Annotated in this window: 14 protein-coding genes and 2 pseudogenes; 15 read left to right on the forward strand and 1 reads right to left on the reverse strand. The window is 68.5% G+C overall.

What is annotated here, in order from left to right; all coding sequences use genetic code 11:
* Positions 1–105 precede the first annotated feature (105 nt).
* From AC07X5_RS04250 to AC07X5_RS04295, 10 genes and pseudogenes are all read left to right on the forward strand, one after another.
* Positions 106–1,113: a fumarylacetoacetate hydrolase family protein gene (locus AC07X5_RS04250; protein ID WP_494769141.1), complete on the forward strand. Its 1,008-nt coding sequence runs from the start codon at positions 106–108 to the stop codon at positions 1,111–1,113.
* Positions 1,113–2,144, forward strand: a complete 1,032-nt coding sequence (locus AC07X5_RS04255; protein WP_494769142.1) for a TraB/GumN family protein — start codon at positions 1,113–1,115, stop codon at positions 2,142–2,144. Before AC07X5_RS04250 ends, AC07X5_RS04255 begins: the two co-directional genes overlap by 1 nt.
* 51 nt (positions 2,145–2,195) lie before the next feature.
* Positions 2,196–3,173, forward strand: coding sequence for a Bug family tripartite tricarboxylate transporter substrate binding protein (locus AC07X5_RS04260; RefSeq protein WP_494769462.1), 978 nt, complete (start codon positions 2,196–2,198; stop codon positions 3,171–3,173).
* 103 nt (positions 3,174–3,276) lie between these two features.
* Positions 3,277–3,618: a DUF6176 family protein gene (locus AC07X5_RS04265; protein ID WP_494769143.1), complete on the forward strand. Its 342-nt coding sequence runs from the start codon at positions 3,277–3,279 to the stop codon at positions 3,616–3,618.
* A gap of 95 nt (positions 3,619–3,713) precedes the next feature.
* Positions 3,714–4,178 (forward strand): SRPBCC family protein, encoded by a 465-nt coding sequence (locus tag AC07X5_RS04270; protein ID WP_494769144.1) that lies wholly within the window; start codon positions 3,714–3,716, stop codon positions 4,176–4,178.
* A 91-nt stretch (positions 4,179–4,269) separates the two neighbouring features.
* A pseudogene (locus AC07X5_RS04275) lies at positions 4,270–4,488 on the forward strand (LysE family translocator); the annotation flags it as partial.
* 83 nt (positions 4,489–4,571) lie between these two features.
* Entirely contained in the window at positions 4,572–5,030 is a 459-nt protein-coding gene (locus AC07X5_RS04280; RefSeq protein ID WP_494769463.1) for a GNAT family N-acetyltransferase, read from the forward strand.
* A 111-nt stretch (positions 5,031–5,141) separates the two neighbouring features.
* Positions 5,142–5,750: pseudogene (locus AC07X5_RS04285) on the forward strand (TetR/AcrR family transcriptional regulator); the annotation flags it as partial.
* Positions 5,751–5,979: 229 nt separating this feature from the next.
* A complete protein-coding gene (locus AC07X5_RS04290; RefSeq protein WP_494769145.1) occupies positions 5,980–7,143 on the forward strand; it encodes an iron-containing alcohol dehydrogenase in 1,164 nt (387 codons plus the stop codon).
* 43 nt (positions 7,144–7,186) lie between these two features.
* Positions 7,187–7,870: a type 1 glutamine amidotransferase domain-containing protein gene (locus AC07X5_RS04295; RefSeq protein WP_409960342.1), complete on the forward strand. Its 684-nt coding sequence runs from the start codon at positions 7,187–7,189 to the stop codon at positions 7,868–7,870.
* 33 nt (positions 7,871–7,903) lie between these two features.
* Here AC07X5_RS04295 and AC07X5_RS04300 read toward each other — a convergent pair whose 3' ends face one another.
* A complete protein-coding gene (locus tag AC07X5_RS04300) occupies positions 7,904–8,806 on the reverse strand; it encodes a LysR family transcriptional regulator (RefSeq protein WP_494769146.1) in 903 nt (300 codons plus the stop codon).
* 184 nt (positions 8,807–8,990) lie between these two features.
* Between AC07X5_RS04300 and AC07X5_RS04305 the strand changes: the two genes are divergently transcribed.
* From AC07X5_RS04305 to AC07X5_RS04325, 5 genes are all read left to right on the forward strand, one after another.
* Complete coding sequence (locus AC07X5_RS04305; RefSeq protein WP_494769147.1) at positions 8,991–9,716, forward strand: pirin family protein; 726 nt, start codon at positions 8,991–8,993, stop codon at positions 9,714–9,716.
* Between the two features lie 49 nt (positions 9,717–9,765).
* Positions 9,766–10,419 carry a hydrolase gene (locus AC07X5_RS04310; protein WP_494769148.1) on the forward strand — a complete coding sequence of 218 codons (654 nt, stop codon included), beginning with the start codon at positions 9,766–9,768 and terminating at the stop codon, positions 10,417–10,419.
* Positions 10,420–10,516: 97 nt separating this feature from the next.
* Positions 10,517–12,406, forward strand: a complete 1,890-nt coding sequence (locus tag AC07X5_RS04315; RefSeq protein WP_494769149.1) for an amidohydrolase — start codon at positions 10,517–10,519, stop codon at positions 12,404–12,406.
* Positions 12,406–12,816, forward strand: a complete 411-nt coding sequence (locus tag AC07X5_RS04320; protein ID WP_494769150.1) for a DoxX family protein — start codon at positions 12,406–12,408, stop codon at positions 12,814–12,816. The genes AC07X5_RS04315 and AC07X5_RS04320 overlap by 1 nt, the downstream gene beginning before the upstream one ends.
* Positions 12,806–14,428 (forward strand): MFS transporter, encoded by a 1,623-nt coding sequence (locus AC07X5_RS04325; RefSeq protein ID WP_494769151.1) that lies wholly within the window; start codon positions 12,806–12,808, stop codon positions 14,426–14,428. Before AC07X5_RS04320 ends, AC07X5_RS04325 begins: the two co-directional genes overlap by 11 nt.
* The last annotated feature ends 4 nt before the right edge of the window (positions 14,429–14,432 follow it).

Genomic DNA, 14,432 nt, shown 5'->3' on the forward strand with positions numbered 1-14,432 from the left:
CTCTGGTTTTGTTTAGTTAAATCAATTTACCCAAGCGTAATTCATGTCCGGCGTGTACCGTAGCGTCGGCAGCACCGCTGTTCCAGAGACCCGAGGCTCCAAACCATGAAACTTGCTACCTACAAAGACGGCTCGCGCGACGGCCAACTGGTCGTCGTCTCGCGTGACCTGGGCACGGCCCATTATGCGACCGGCATCGCCAGCAAGCTGCAGCAGGTGCTGGACGACTGGGGCTTCCTGTCGCCCCAGCTGCAGGACCTGTACGACCAGCTCAACGCCGGCCGCGCGCGCCATGCCTTCCCGTTCGACCCGGCCCAGTGCATGGCCCCGTTGCCACGGGCCTACCAGTGGGCCGATGGCTCGGCCTACCTCAACCACGTGGAGCTGGTGCGCAAGGCGCGCAATGCCGAGGTGCCCGAGAGCTTCTACTCCGACCCGCTGATGTACCAGGGCGGCAGCGACGACTTCATCGGCCCCTGCGATGACGTGGTGGTGCCCAGCGAAGCCATGGGCATCGACTTCGAGGCCGAGATCGCCGTCATCACCGGCGACGTGAAGATGGGCGCCACGCCCGAGCAGGCGCTGGACGGCATCCGCCTGGTCACCATCGTGAACGACGTGAGCCTGCGCAACCTGATCCCGGCCGAGCTGGCCAAGGGCTTCGGCTTCTTCCAGAGCAAGCCGGCCACCGCCTTCGGCCCCGTGGCCGTGACGCTCGACGAACTGGGCGACGCCTGGAACCACGGCCGCCTGGACCTGGTGGTGCAGTCCACCTGGAACGGCCGCAAGGTCGGCATGTGCGATGCCGGCCCCGAGATGACTTTTCACTTCGGCCAGCTCATCGCCCATGTGGCCAAAACGCGCAACGTGCGCGCCGGCTCCATCATCGGTAGCGGCACCGTGAGCAACAAGGGCGTGGAGCAGAACGGCCGCACCGAGTGGCCCAAGGGCTACAGCTGCATCGCCGAAAAGCGCTGCATCGAGACCATCCAGGACGGCAAGCCCAGCACCGAGTTCATGAAGTTCGGCGACACCATCCGCATCGAGGTCAAGGGCAAGGACGGCGCGAGCATTTTCGGCGCCATCGACCAGGCCATCGTGGAGCCGAGCTGATGCTCTTGCGCCTGCGCGGCCTGGGGCGACCGCTGCGCGCAGGCTTGGCGGGCTTGGCGCTTGCCGTCCCGGCGCTGGCTGCGCACGCACAGGGCAAGGCAGACACTGGCCCCGTCTGCCCGCCCGCCGCCACCCCCATCGGCCCTGCCGATGCCGAGGCGGCCCGCCGTGACGACCGCGACCGCGGCCTGCTCTGGCGCATCGAGAAGGACGGCCGCACCAGCTGGCTCTACGGCACCATCCACGCGGCAGAGCGCGGCTGGGTGCTCCCCGGCCCCGCGGTGCGCGAAGCCCTGCGCCGGGCCGACCGCATTGCGCTGGAAGTCGACCTGATGGACCCGGCGGTCGCCGGCGCACTGGCCACTGCCGTGCTGCCGGCCCCGAACGCCCCGCCGCTGCCCGAGGCGCTGGCCCGGCGTCTGCGGGCACAGCGCGAGGCCCTGTGCGCCGATGCCACCCTGGTGCGCCTGCGGCCCGAGATCCAGCTGGTATCGCTGGTCGGCCTGGCTGCGCGCGGCGTGGGCATCGACCCGGCCTATGGCATCGACCTGTTCCTGGCGGGCCTGGCACGCGCCATGGACAAGAAGGTCGTCTCGCTGGAGTCTGCCGAGGCGCAGATCGCGCTGCTGGTGTCGGACGACCCCGCCAAGGTCGCCCGCACGCTGGAAGAGGGCCTGCGCCAGCTCGAAGGCGGCCAAGCCCGCAAGATCATCGCCACGCTCACGCGCGCCTGGGCCGAGGGCCAGCTCGACACCCTGCGCGACTACGGCAACTGGTGCGACTGCCTCAAGACCGCCGAAGACCGCGCTGATTACGCGCGCATCGTCGAAGGGCGCAACCCGGCCCTGGCCGATGGCATCGCCGCCCAGCACGCGGCCGGCCACGCGGTGTTCGCTGCCGTGGGCGTGCTGCACATGGTGGGCGCCGAGGGCCTGCCCGCCTTGATGGCTGCCAAGGGCTTTCGCGTCACGCGCGTGCCGCACGCGCCGCCAAGTGTGCGCCAGGGCCCGCCGGCCAAGGTCCCGCGCTGACCCTGGTTCCATTCGAATTTTTTCATCATCACGGAGACAACCACCATGACCTTGCAACGCCGTACCGTTCTTTCCGCCCTGGCCGCTGCCGGCGCGTCCGCCGCCGTCCCCTGGGCGCAGGCCCAGTCCGCCTGGCCCGACCAGCCGTTGCGCTGGGTCGTTCCCTACCCGGCCGGCGGCGGCACCGACGTGCTGGCGCGCACCGTGGCCGAGGCCATGCGCCAGACCCTGGGCCAGCAGATCGTGGTGGACAACCGCCCTGGCGCGGCCACCAACATCGGCGCGCAGATGGTGGCCACGGCCAAACCGGACGGCAACACCTTCATGTCGGCCGACAACGCCGTGCTGGCCTTCAACGAGCACCTGTTCACCAAGCTCCCCTTCAACCCCGAGAAGGACTTTACCTACGTGGGTGGCATCAGCCGCTTTCCGCTGGCGCTGGTGGTGCACCCGTCCTTCGAGGCCAAGACGCTCAAGGAATTCCTGGCCTACGCACGCGCCAACCCCGGCAAGCTCAACTATGCATCGCCGGGCAACGGCTCGCCGCACCACCTGGCGATGGAGATGTTCAAGAACCGCACCAAGACCTTCCTCACGCACATTCCCTACCGCGGCGCAGCCCCCGCGCTGCAGGACGTGATGGGCGGCCAGGTGCCGTGCATGTTCCTGGACCTGGCCGCCGGCCTGCCGGTCATCACCAGCGGCAAGGTGCGCGCCCTGGCCATCGGCTCGGCCAAGCGCGTGTCGGTACTGCCCGACGTGCCCACCTTGGCGGAAGCCGGCGTGCCCAACACCGAGGTCTATGCCTTCCAGGGCATCCTCGGTCCCGCCGGCCTGCCTGCCGCCATCACCGCGCGTCTGAACGGCGACCTCAACAAGGCGCTGGCCAACCCCGCGGTGCTCAAGCGCATGACCGATTTCGGCATGGAGCCGCTGCCCGGCACGCCCGAGCAGTTCCGCGCCATGGCTCGCGCCGAGTCCAAGCGTTGGGGCGAGATCATCAAGGCGGCAGGCGTAAAACTCGACTGACCGGTTTCCACAGGGGCTCTCTGCCCCGAGTCCCCAAGGGTTGCCATCGCCGGGCGCACCGGCGATAGTGGCCCTTTTTTCATGGCGCCCGCCTGTTGCACCCATGCCCGAAGAAGTCGTCTGCGCCCGCATCCAGCTGGAACCCGGCTCCCTGCCCCGGGTGCGCGAATGGGCGGAGCACCTGCGCACCCACAGGGAGGAAGCCCTGGCCACCCTGGCCGCCGAGGGGGTGGCGGTGGAGTCGGTTTTTCTCGACTCCGGGGCCGAGGGGGACTATCTCGTCTACTACATGCGTTCGCGCTCGCAGGCGGCGGCCCAGGCTGTTGCCGAGCGCTCCACCGCCGCCATCGATGCCTACCACCGTGCATTCAAGCGCGAGACCTGGAAGGCCGTGCGGCGGCTGGACTTGCTGGTGGACCTTTCGCGCACCGATTCCGAAAAATAAGTGATTACCCTGGAGTGCTCGGTGTCGATCTGGGCCATGGTCGCACGTCGTAGTCCACAGAGGGCCGTCCTCTGCTTCTTCACAGGCATTCCACCATGAGCACTGCTACCACCACCGGCACTGTCCGCCTCCACCGCGTCATCCGTTCCACGCCTGACCGCATCTACCGCGCCTTCCTCACGCCGCAGGCCCTGGTCAAGTGGCTGCCGCCGCACGGTTTCACGGCCGAGGTGCATGCGCTTGACGCCCGTGTGGGCGGCGCATACCGCATGTCCTTCACCAACCATGGGGCAGGGGGTAGCCATTCTTTCGGCGGCAGCTACCTGGAGCTGGTGCCGGGCGAACGCCTGCGCTACAACGCGCGATTCGACGATCCCAACCTGCCCGGCGAGATGACCACCACGGTCACGCTGACGCCCGTGTCCTGCGGCACCGAGATGAGCGTGGTGCAGGAGGGCATCCCTGCCGTGATCCCCGCAGAGTCGTGCTACCTGGGCTGGCAGGAGTCGTTGACGCTGCTGCTCCAGTTGGTTGAGGCCGACATCCCGGCAGGATACTGAGCGAGCGGCACCAAAGCAGGCGCATCGGCTTTTTACATACTGGTGCGCATTGCACAGGCGCAGCTGTTTCAACTTCCAAGGAGCCATCCCCATGTCCCTCGAAATCTGGTTCGCCTTTGTCGCCGCCTGTGCGGTGTTGCTCATCATTCCCTGTCCCACCATCCTCACGGTGATCAGCTATTCCATGGCCCACGGACGCCGCGCCAACGTGCCGCTGGTCGCGGCCGTGGCGCTCGGTGACTCGACGGCGCTCGCCGTGTCAGGGGGCTCGCTGCTGGGCGCGGCCGGTGTCTGGGCCTTGGTGGCCCGTCGCCCGGTATGACGGGAGGAACTGCGCCGTTGCCTGGCGCATCCGAGTTCCGGTTTGAACTGGTGCGCGTGCAGGACCTGCCGATGCTGCATGGCTGGCTGCTGCGGCCCCATGTCGCGCAGTGGTGGGGTCCGGCGGAGTCCATGGACCAACTGCATGCAGACTATGTGGCTGACCAGCGTTCCCCGGGTGCCACGCTGGCCTACATCGCCTCGTTCGACGGGGCGCCCGTCGGCTTCATCCAGTCCTATGTGGCCATGGGTTCGGGCGATGGCTGGTGGGAAGACGTCACTGACCCTGGCGTGCGCGGCATCGACCAGTTCCTGGCCCACGGAGAACAATTGAACCGGGGCATAGGCCGTGCCATGGTGCGCGCCTTCACCGCGCAACTGCTGGCCGACACGGTTGTGACCTTGGTACAAACGGATCCGAGCCCGGACAATGCGCGCGCCATCCGCTGCTACGTCCATGCAGGCTTTCGGCCGGTGGGGGAAATCAGGACGCCGGATGGACTGGCGTTGTTGATGCACTGCACGCGGTAGCGGCAAGCCGCCCGTGGTAGGGCCCCAAATGGCTGCGCAAAGACACTGGCCCCGGCAGGGTCGTACCTGCCGGTTTCTAGACGACCGGTCTAATGGGCGCAGAATAGAGCCGTGACCAGCGACCAAGCATCCACCCGCACCCACATCCTGCAATGTGGCGAGCGCCTCATTGCCACCAAGGGCTTTGTGGGCGTAGGGCTGGCCGAGATCCTGGCGGCGGCCGGCGTGCCCAAGGGCTCTTTCTACCATTACTTCAGCTCCAAGGAGCGCTTTGGCGAGGCCCTGCTGGCCAGCTACCTGGAAGGCTACCTGGCGCACCTGGAGCAGATGCTGGCAGCCGATGGCCAGCCTGCCCGCGCACGGCTGATGCGCTACTGGCAGCACTGGAATGTGTCCCAGTGCGGGGCGGACGGTCCGGCCTGCGATGCCGGTGCGGGTCAGGGCAGCAAATGCCTGGTGGTCAAGCTCAGCGCCGAGGTGGCTGACATGTCGGACACCATGCGCGTCGCCTTGCGCGACGGGACCACGCAGATCGTGGCGCGGCTCGCACGCTGCCTGCGCGAGGCGGTTCAGGACGGCTCGGTGCCGGCCGCCACCGACCCTGAGGCCCTGGCGCTCACGCTCTACGAGATGTGGCTGGGTGCCAGCCTGCTGGCCAAGTTGCGGCGCGATGGCTCGTCGTTCGCGCATGCGCTGCAGGCCACGAAAGCTTTGCTGGGCGGGGCAGATGCCGGGCCAGGCGCTGAATCGGAATCCGCCACGCCGAAGGCCCCGCGTGCACAGAAAAGCCAGGGGGCTTCGCGCGCCGCCACGGGCAAAGGCAAGGCGTCCCGCCAGCCTGCCTGAACGCGGATATTTCCAGTCCCAGCCCCGTCCATTTGCCAAACTAGCCGACCGGTCTACTGCCAACCCAGTCCTGTCTTTTTTTCACCACCCCCCACGGAACCCCATGCTCAACTTCGACTTCCACAACCCTACCCATATCGCTTTCGGCGAAGGCCGCATTGCCGACCTCGCCACCCTGGTGCCTGCGGCGGCCAAGGTGCTCATCCTGGTGGGCGGCGCCAGCGCCGAGAAGACCGGCACGCTGGCCGAGGTGCGCGCGGCGCTGGGTACGCGCCAGCACGCGACCTTCAGCGGTATCGAACCCAACCCGAGCTACGAGACCTCGATGCAGGCCGTGGCGCAGATCCGCGAGGGGGGCTTCGACTTCCTGCTCGCCGTGGGCGGCGGCTCGGTGATCGACGCGGTGAAGTTCATCGCCGCTGCCGTGCAATTCGAGGGCGGCGACCCCTGGGCCATCCTGGAAGAGCATGGCCGCAACGTCACCGGGGCGATGCCCTTCGGCTCGGTGCTCACGCTGCCCGCCACGGGCTCGGAGATGAACAACGGCGGCGTCATCACGCACCGCGCCAAGGGCGCCAAATTGGCCTTCGGCAGCCAGCACACCTACCCGGTGTTCTCGGTGCTCGACCCGACCAAGACCTACACCCTGCCGCCGCAGCAGCTGGCCAACGGTGTGGTCGATGCCTTCGTGCACACGGTGGAGCAGTACCTGACCTACCCGGTGGACGGCGCGGTGCAGGACCGGTTCGCCGAAGGCATTTTGCAGACGCTGATCGAGGTGGGCCCGCGCATTCTGGCCGCACCCGAGCCGGTGTATGCCGACCGCGCCAACCTGATGTGGACGGCCACCCTGGCGCTCAATGGCCTGATCGGTGCCGGCGTGCCGCAGGACTGGGCCACGCACATGATCGGCCACGAACTGACCGCCCTGCACGGCATCGACCATGCGCGCACGCTGGCCGTGGTACTGCCCTCGCTGCTCCATGCCCAGCGCAAGACCAAGGCCGCCAAGATGCTGCAGTACGGCGAGCGGGTCTGGGGCATCCGCAGCGGCACCGACGACGAGCGCATCGACGCCACGATCGCAGCCACGCGCGATTTCTTCGAGCGCATGGGCATCCCCACGCGGCTGTCGGCCTATGGCGTGGGCGCGGACAGCGTGCCCAAGCTGGTGGCGCAGCTCGAAGCGCACGGCATGGCCACGCTGGGCGAACACCGCGACGTGACGCTGGCGGTAAGCCGCCGCGTGCTCGAAGCGGCTCTCTGAGCACTCCTTTCCATTTCCTTCACCCAACCCTGAAAGCCACACCATGACGAAAAAGATCCTGATGGTCCTGACCTCGCACGACCAATTGGGCGATACCGGCAAGAAGACGGGCTTCTGGCTCGAGGAGTTTGCCGCGCCGTACTACGTGTTCAAGGACGCGGGCGTGCAGATCACGCTGGCCTCGCCCAAGGGCGGCCAGCCGCCGCTGGACCCCAAGAGCGACGACCCCGGCGCGCAGACCGATGCTACGCGCCGCTTCAAGGCCGATGCCGACGCGCAGCAGGTGCTGGCGAACACCTTGGTGCTGGCCAGCGTGCGCCCTGGGGACTTCGACGCCGTGTTCTACCCCGGCGGCCACGGCCCGCTGTGGGACCTGGCCGAGGATGCCCAGTCAATCGCACTAATCGAGAAGACCTTTGCGGCCGGCAAGCCCCTGGCCCTGGTCTGCCATGCCCCCGGCGTGCTGCGCCACGCCAAGGCACCGGACGGCAAGCACCTGGTCGACGGAAAGAAGGTCACCGGCTTCACCAACTCCGAGGAAGAAGCCGTGCAACTGACCAAGGTGGTCCCCTTCCTGGTGGAAGACATGCTCCAGGCTGCAGGCGGCCACTACTCCAAGGGGGCCGACTGGGCGCCCTATGTGCTGACCGATGGCAACCTGATCACCGGGCAGAACCCGGCCTCGTCGGAGCAGGGCGCGCACGCCGTGCTGCAGCAACTGGGCTGAAGCCAGGCCTCCGGGGCTTGGGCCCCGGCCGGATCAGTGCGGCAGGATGCCCGGCAGCAGCGGCCGGGCCAGCCGCTGGCGCCACCACTTGAGCGCCTCGCCCATGTGCTCGGGCTTCCAGGCCAGCCAGAAGGTTTCGTCGGCGCGGGGTTCCTGCACCACCAGTTCCACCAGGATGCCGGTCTCCAGCTCGTGGCGCACACAGGCGCGCGGCACGAAGCCATGGCCCAGGCCGGCGCACTGGCAGGCGATCTTGGCCTGCATCGAGGGCACGGTGATGCGCCGCTGCCCCAACAGCAGGCCCACCGTGCGGTCCGACAGCGCGCGTGCGCCATCGCCCACCACCACGGCCGTGTGCTCGAGGAGATCGTTCCGCGCCAGGGGGCGCTTGAGTTGCGCCAGCGGGTGCGTGGCCGTCACGCAGAAGGCGAATTCCAGGCTGCCCACGGCCACCGCCTTGTAGCCGCCGCCGGCCGGACCCTCGCCCGCCGCCACGATGATGTCGGCCCGGCCTTCGCGCAGGGCCTCCCAGGTTCCGGTGAGGGCCTCGCAGCCAATGCGCAGGCGCGTGCCGCAGTGCAGGTCCTCGAAGGCGCAGATGTCGTCGTTGAAGGCGCTGGTGGGGATCAGCGAGTCGTGCACCAGGCGCAGCTCCGACTCGAAGCCCGTGGCGATCTGGCGCATGCGCGATTCCAGATGCCCGGCGGCCACCAGCAGCCAGCGCCCTTCCTTGAGCATCTCCTGCCCCGCAGGCGTGAGGGTCACGCGCGGCCCGTTGCGCGTGAACAGGGAAAAGCCCAGCTGCTCCTCCAGCTTGCCCACGGCGTAGGAAATGGTGGAGGGCACCTTGTGCAGTTGTTCGGACGCGCCGGCAAAGGAGCCATGCCGCGCAATGGCGTCCACGAGTTCGATGGCTTCCAGGGTCAGTTTGAGCATGGCGGATGGTGTGGAATCTTCATCATCGAAATTATCGATCATGGAGCGCTTGATGTTTCAACCTAGGGCCCCCTCCGTGGCGAGATACTTTCTTCACCAGAGCACTGCGGCTCTCTGACAACTGCCGGATGGCAGACCAGGAACTCAGTGTGAACCATATCGAATCTGAAGAAAGGACACCACCATGCTCGACATCCGCAAAGCACACCAACGCGGCAATGCCAACCACGGCTGGCTGCACTCGCGCCACACCTTCTCGTTCGGCCACTACCGTGACCTCAAGCAGCAAGGCTTCTCGGACCTGCTGGTGATCAACGACGACCGCGTGGCCCCCGCAAAAGGCTTCGGCACCCACGGCCACCGCGACATGGAAATCTTCTCCTACGTGCTCGAAGGCGCGCTGGAACACAAGGACTCCATGGGCACGGGCTCGGTCATCCGCCCCGGCGATGTGCAGATGATGAGCGCCGGCACCGGCGTGGAGCACAGCGAGTTCAACCACTCGAGCGACGAGCCCGTGCACTTCCTGCAGATCTGGCTCGTGCCCGGTGTGCGCGGTGCCGCCCCGCGTTACCAGCAAGTGCACTTCAGCGAGGCCGACAAGCGCGGCCGCCTGCGCCAGATCATCTCGCCCGAAGGCACGGACGGCTCCCTGGCTGTGCACCAGGACGCCCGTGTCTACGCCGGCCTGTTCGATGGCAACGAATCCGCCACGCTGGACGTGGGCCCCGACCGCCATGTGTATGTGTATGTGGCCCGCGGCAGCCTCACGGTCAATGGCGAGCGCCTGTCCGAAGGCGACGGTGCCCGCATCCGCGAACCCGAGGCACTGCGCTTTGCCGATGGCGAGCAGGCCGAGGTGCTGGTGTTCGACCTGCGCCCCAACGAGCTGCCTTCGATGCCCCGCTGAATTCCTGCTTTCCCCAACCATTCTTTCCCAACGTTCCAAGGAGATTCCCATGACGCCTATCGCCAAGCCCACCGCCGGTTCCACGCTGCTGACCCCGAACGACCACACCCTGGTGATGATCGACTTCCAGTCGCAGATGGCCTTTGCCACGCACTCCATCGACGCCATCACGCTGCGCTCCAACGCCGGCCTGGTGGCCAGCGCGGCGGCGGGGTTCAAGGTGCCGACCATCCTCACCACCGTGGCCGAGAAGAGCTTCTCGGGCCCCATGTTCGAGGAAGTCACGGCGCCGTTCCCCGGCCAGGCCCTGCTGGACCGCACCTCCATGAACACCTGGGAGGACGCGGCCGTGATCGAGCGCATCAACGCCATCGGCAAGCCGCGCATCGTGCTGGCCGGTCTGTGGACCAGCGTGTGCATCGTGGGGCCAGCGCTGTCGGCACTGGACCAGGGCTTCGAGGTCTATGTGATCGCCGACGCCAGCGGCGACATCTCCACCGAAGCCCACAACCGCGCCATGGAGCGCATGGTGCAGGCCGGCGCACGGCCCATCACGGCCCTGCAGTACCTGCTGGAGCTGCAGCGCGACTGGGCACGCGGCGAGACCTATGACATGACGACGGGCATTGCCAAGAAGTTCGGCGGCGGCTACGGCCTTGGCATCACCTACGCCAAGTCGATGTTCAACGCCCACGAAGGCTGACGGCAGGGGCTTCGGCCCCTTCTTTTCGCCTCCATGACCCGGCAGGTGCCCGATACTGCGGCGCCTGCTTTCCCCTCCCGTCCCTGAAAGATCCCCCATGGCCCAGACCAGCACGCCCGACCTGATCCTGCACCACGGCCGCTTCACCACGCTCAACCGGGCCCAGCCCACGGCCAGCGCCGTGGCTATCGCGGGCGGCCGCTTCACCCAGGTCGGCACGGACCGCGAGATCCTGCCGCTGGCCGGCGCCGGCACCCGCGTCATCGACCTGCAGGGCCGCCCGGTGTTGCCCGGGCTCATCGACAACCACCTGCACATCATCCGTGGCGGCCTGAACTTCAACATGGAGCTGCGCTGGGACGGCGTGCGCAGCTTGGCCGACGCCATGGCCATGCTGCGCCGCCAGGTGGCGGTGACGCCTGCGCCGCAGTGGGTGCGCGTGGTGGGGGGCTTCACCGAACACCAGTTTGCCGAAAAGCGCCTGCCCACGATTACCGAGCTCAATGCCGTGGCGCCCGATACGCCGGTGTTCATCCTGCACCTGTACGACCGTGCCCTGCTCAACGCCGCCGCGCTGCGCGCTGTGGGCTACACCCGCGAAACACCCGCGCCCCCGGGCGGCGAGATCGTGCGCGACAGCGCCGGCAACCCCACGGGCCTGCTGCTGGCCAAACCCAACGCCGCCATCCTGTATGCCACGCTGGCCAAGGGCCCCAAGCTGCCGCACGAGTACCAGGTCAACTCCACGCGCCACTTCATGCGCGAGCTCAACCGCCTGGGTGTCACGGGCGCCATCGACGCGGGCGGGGGCTTCCAGGCCTACCCGGACGACTACGCAGTGATCCAGGAGCTGGCCGATGCCGACCAGCTCACCATCCGCCTGGCCTACAACCTGTTCACGCAAAAGCCCAAGCAGGAGAAAGAGGACTTTCTGCACTGGACGGCCACCTCGCAGTACAAGCAGGGCACGGACTACTTCCGCCACAACGGCGCGGGCGAGATGCTGGTGTTCTCGGCCGCCGACTTCGAGGACTTTCGCCAACCCCGGCCCGAGATGGCCCCGGAGATGGAGGACGACCTGGAAGACGTGGTGCGCATCCTCGCGCAGAACCGCTGGCCCTGGCGCATGCACGCCACCTACGACGAGACCATCACCCGCGCGCTCGACGTATTCGAGAAGGTGAACCGCGACACGCCGCTGGCCGGCCTGAACTGGTTCTTCGACCATGCCGAGACCATCTCCGAGCGCTCCATCGACCGCATCGCGGCGCTGGGCGGCGGCGTGGCCGTGCAGCACCGCATGGCCTACCAGGGCGAGTACTTTGTCGAGCGCTACGGCGCCGGCGCGGCCGAGGCCACGCCGCCCGTCAAGCGCATGCTGGAAAAAGGCGTCAAGGTCTCCGCCGGCACCGACGCCACGCGCGTGGCCTCGTACAACCCCTGGGTGTCCCTGTCCTGGCTGGTCACGGGCAAGACGGTGGGCGGCCTGCAGCTGACCCCGCAGCGCAACTGCCTGGACCGCGAGGCCGCGCTGCGCATGTGGACCGAGAACGTGACCTGGTTTTCCAACGAAGAGGGCAAGAAGGGCCGCATCGAGGTGGGCCAGCTCGCCGACCTGGTGGTGCCCGACCGCGATTTCTTCGCCTGCCCCGAATCCGACATCGCCGACACCACGGCCCTGCTCACCGTGGTGGGCGGCAAGGTGGTCTATGGCGCGGGCGACTTCGCTGCGCACGACGGCGCCGCGCCGCCGCCGGCCATGCCCGACTGGTCGCCGGTGCGCACCTTCGGCGGATATGGCGGCTGGGGCGACCAGGCAGGCGCGCCTCTGCAGGCCGTCATGCGGCGCGCTGCGGCCGCCTGCGCCTGTGCCAACGACTGCAATGTGCACGGCCACCAGCACGCCACGGCCTGGAGCAGCAAGCTTCCGATTGCCGACCTCAAGGGCTTCTGGGGGGCGCTCGGCTGCGCCTGCTGGGCGGTGTGATGGCAGACGCTCTTCACTCCGCAGCGACCGCACCCTGGGTGCAGTCGCTGGCCCTGCTGTGCCTGTGCGCAGCCTACCTGCAGGGCGGTATCACCAAGGCGCGCGACTTTGGCGGTGCCGTGGCCGAGATGCGGCACTTCGGCCTGGCGCCGGCCGCGCCGATCGCGCTGGCCACCATCGCGCTGCAGCTCGGGGCCTCGGCCCTCGTGGTCTCGGGCTGGTACCGCTGGCTGGGGGCGCTGGCGCTCGCAGGGTTCACGGTGCTGGCCGCCTTCGTTGCCGACCGTTTCTGGCAGGCCGCCCCGGCAGAGCGCCGGGCCACGGCCAACGCATTCTTTGAACATTGGGGCCTGGCGGGCGGATTCGTCCTCGTGGCCTGGTACGACCTGGGAGGCCAGCATGGCGCATGATCACCAACACCCCTCCGCGCAACCCGTTGCGGCAGCCAGCGGCGGCGCGTTTGCACCGCTGCGCCTGCCGGTGTTCGCGGTGCTGTGGGCCGCCGCCATCCTGGGCAACATCGGCAGCTTCATGCGCGACGTGGCCAGCGCCTGGATGGTGACCGAGCTGTCCAGCAGCCCCACTGCCGTGGCCCTGGTGCAGACGGCGGCCACGCTGCCGATCTTCCTCCTGGCGCTACCGGCCGGCGTGCTCTCGGACATCCTGGACCGGCGGCGCTTTCTGATCGCCGTGCAGGTCCTGCTGGCCGGGGTGAGCGGCGCCCTGCTGCTGCTGGCCCACACCCACACGCTCACGGTGGAGTACCTGATCGCGCTGACCTTCCTGGGCGGTGTGGGTGCGGCGCTCATGGGGCCCACCTGGCAGTCCATCGTGCCCGAGCTGGTGCCGCGCAGCGAGCTGCGCAATGCCGTGGCGCTCAACTCGCTGGGCATCAACATCGCACGCGCCGTGGGCCCGGCGGTCGGCGGCCTGCTGCTGGCCAGCTTCGGCGCGGCCGCGGCCTATGGCCTGGATGTGCTGAGCTATGTGTTCGTGATCGCGGCGCTGCTGTGGTGGCGCCGGCCGGCGGCTGTGGACACGGGGCGCGGCGAGCAGTTCTTCGGCGCCTTCCGGGCCGGCGTGCGCTATGCCCGTGCCAGCCGCGAGCTGCACGTGGTGCTGCTGCGCGCGGCGGTGTTCTTCCTGTTCGCCAGTTCCGTGTGGGCGCTGCTGCCCCTGGTGGCCCGGCGCATGCTGGGCGGCTCGGCCGGGTTCTATGGCGTGCTGCTGGGCGCCGTAGGGGCAGGTGCCATCCTGGGTGCCGTGCTGCTGCCCCAACTGCGCCGCCGGCTTGACACCGATGGCCTGGTGCTCACCGCGTCGCTGCTCACGGCCGGCGTGATGGCTTTGCTGACCTTGGCGCCCCCGCAATGGGCCGCCGTGGCGCTGATGCTGGTGCTGGGCCTGGGCTGGATCATCGCGCTGACCACCCTCAACGGCGTGGCCCAGGCGGTGCTGCCCAACTGGGTGCGCGGGCGCGGCCTGGCCATCTACCTCATGGTGTTCAACGGTGCCATGGCGGCCGGCAGCCTGGGCTGGGGCCTGGTGGCGGGGCAACTCGGGGTGGCGACCACGCTGCTCATCGGCGCGGCCGGGCTGGTGGTGGTGGCCTTCGTGTTCCACCGCGTCAAGCTGCCCACGGGCGAGGCCGACCTGCAGCCCTCGCGCCACTGGCCCGAGCCCCTGCTGGCCGAGCCTGTGGCGCACGACCGGGGCCCGGTCATGGTGCAGGTGGAGTACCGCATCCGCAAGGAGGACCAGCCGGCCTTTCTGCAGGCCATGCAGCTGGTGGCGGCGGAGCGCCGGCGCGACGGGGCCTATGCCTGGGGTGTGGCCGAGCACACGGGCGAGCCCGGGCGCGTGATCGAATGGTTCCTGGTCGAGTCCTGGGCCGAGCACCTGCGCCAGCACGACCGGGTTTCCCAGGCCGATGCCGACCTGCAGGCGCAGGCGCTGCGCTTCCACCAGGGCCCGGACAAGCCCGTGGTGCACCACTACCTGGCGCTGGCGCCCGGGGCGTGACGGT

The sequence above is a fragment of the Acidovorax sp. GW458-11-26-14-TSB4 genome (genome assembly GCF_059423865.1).

Excerpts from the sequence above, each read along its gene's own strand:
- AC07X5_RS04310 (WP_494769148.1), top strand. The coding sequence starts at position 9,766 with ATGACGCCTATCGCCAAGCCCACCGCCGGTTCCACGCTGCTGACCCCG.
- AC07X5_RS04270 (WP_494769144.1), top strand. The coding sequence starts at position 3,714 with ATGAGCACTGCTACCACCACCGGCACTGTCCGCCTCCACCGCGTCATC.
- AC07X5_RS04320 (WP_494769150.1), top strand. The coding sequence starts at position 12,406 with ATGGCAGACGCTCTTCACTCCGCAGCGACCGCACCCTGGGTGCAGTCG.
- AC07X5_RS04295 (WP_409960342.1), top strand. The coding sequence starts at position 7,187 with ATGACGAAAAAGATCCTGATGGTCCTGACCTCGCACGACCAATTGGGC.
- AC07X5_RS04280 (WP_494769463.1), top strand. The coding sequence starts at position 4,572 with ATGCTGCATGGCTGGCTGCTGCGGCCCCATGTCGCGCAGTGGTGGGGT.
- AC07X5_RS04250 (WP_494769141.1), top strand. The coding sequence starts at position 106 with ATGAAACTTGCTACCTACAAAGACGGCTCGCGCGACGGCCAACTGGTC.
- AC07X5_RS04290 (WP_494769145.1), top strand. The coding sequence starts at position 5,980 with ATGCTCAACTTCGACTTCCACAACCCTACCCATATCGCTTTCGGCGAA.
- AC07X5_RS04265 (WP_494769143.1), top strand. The coding sequence starts at position 3,277 with ATGCCCGAAGAAGTCGTCTGCGCCCGCATCCAGCTGGAACCCGGCTCC.
- AC07X5_RS04305 (WP_494769147.1), top strand. The coding sequence starts at position 8,991 with ATGCTCGACATCCGCAAAGCACACCAACGCGGCAATGCCAACCACGGC.
- AC07X5_RS04255 (WP_494769142.1), top strand. The coding sequence starts at position 1,113 with ATGCTCTTGCGCCTGCGCGGCCTGGGGCGACCGCTGCGCGCAGGCTTG.
- AC07X5_RS04315 (WP_494769149.1), top strand. The coding sequence starts at position 10,517 with ATGGCCCAGACCAGCACGCCCGACCTGATCCTGCACCACGGCCGCTTC.
- AC07X5_RS04300 (WP_494769146.1), bottom strand. The coding sequence starts at position 8,806 with ATGCTCAAACTGACCCTGGAAGCCATCGAACTCGTGGACGCCATTGCG.
- AC07X5_RS04325 (WP_494769151.1), top strand. The coding sequence starts at position 12,806 with ATGGCGCATGATCACCAACACCCCTCCGCGCAACCCGTTGCGGCAGCC.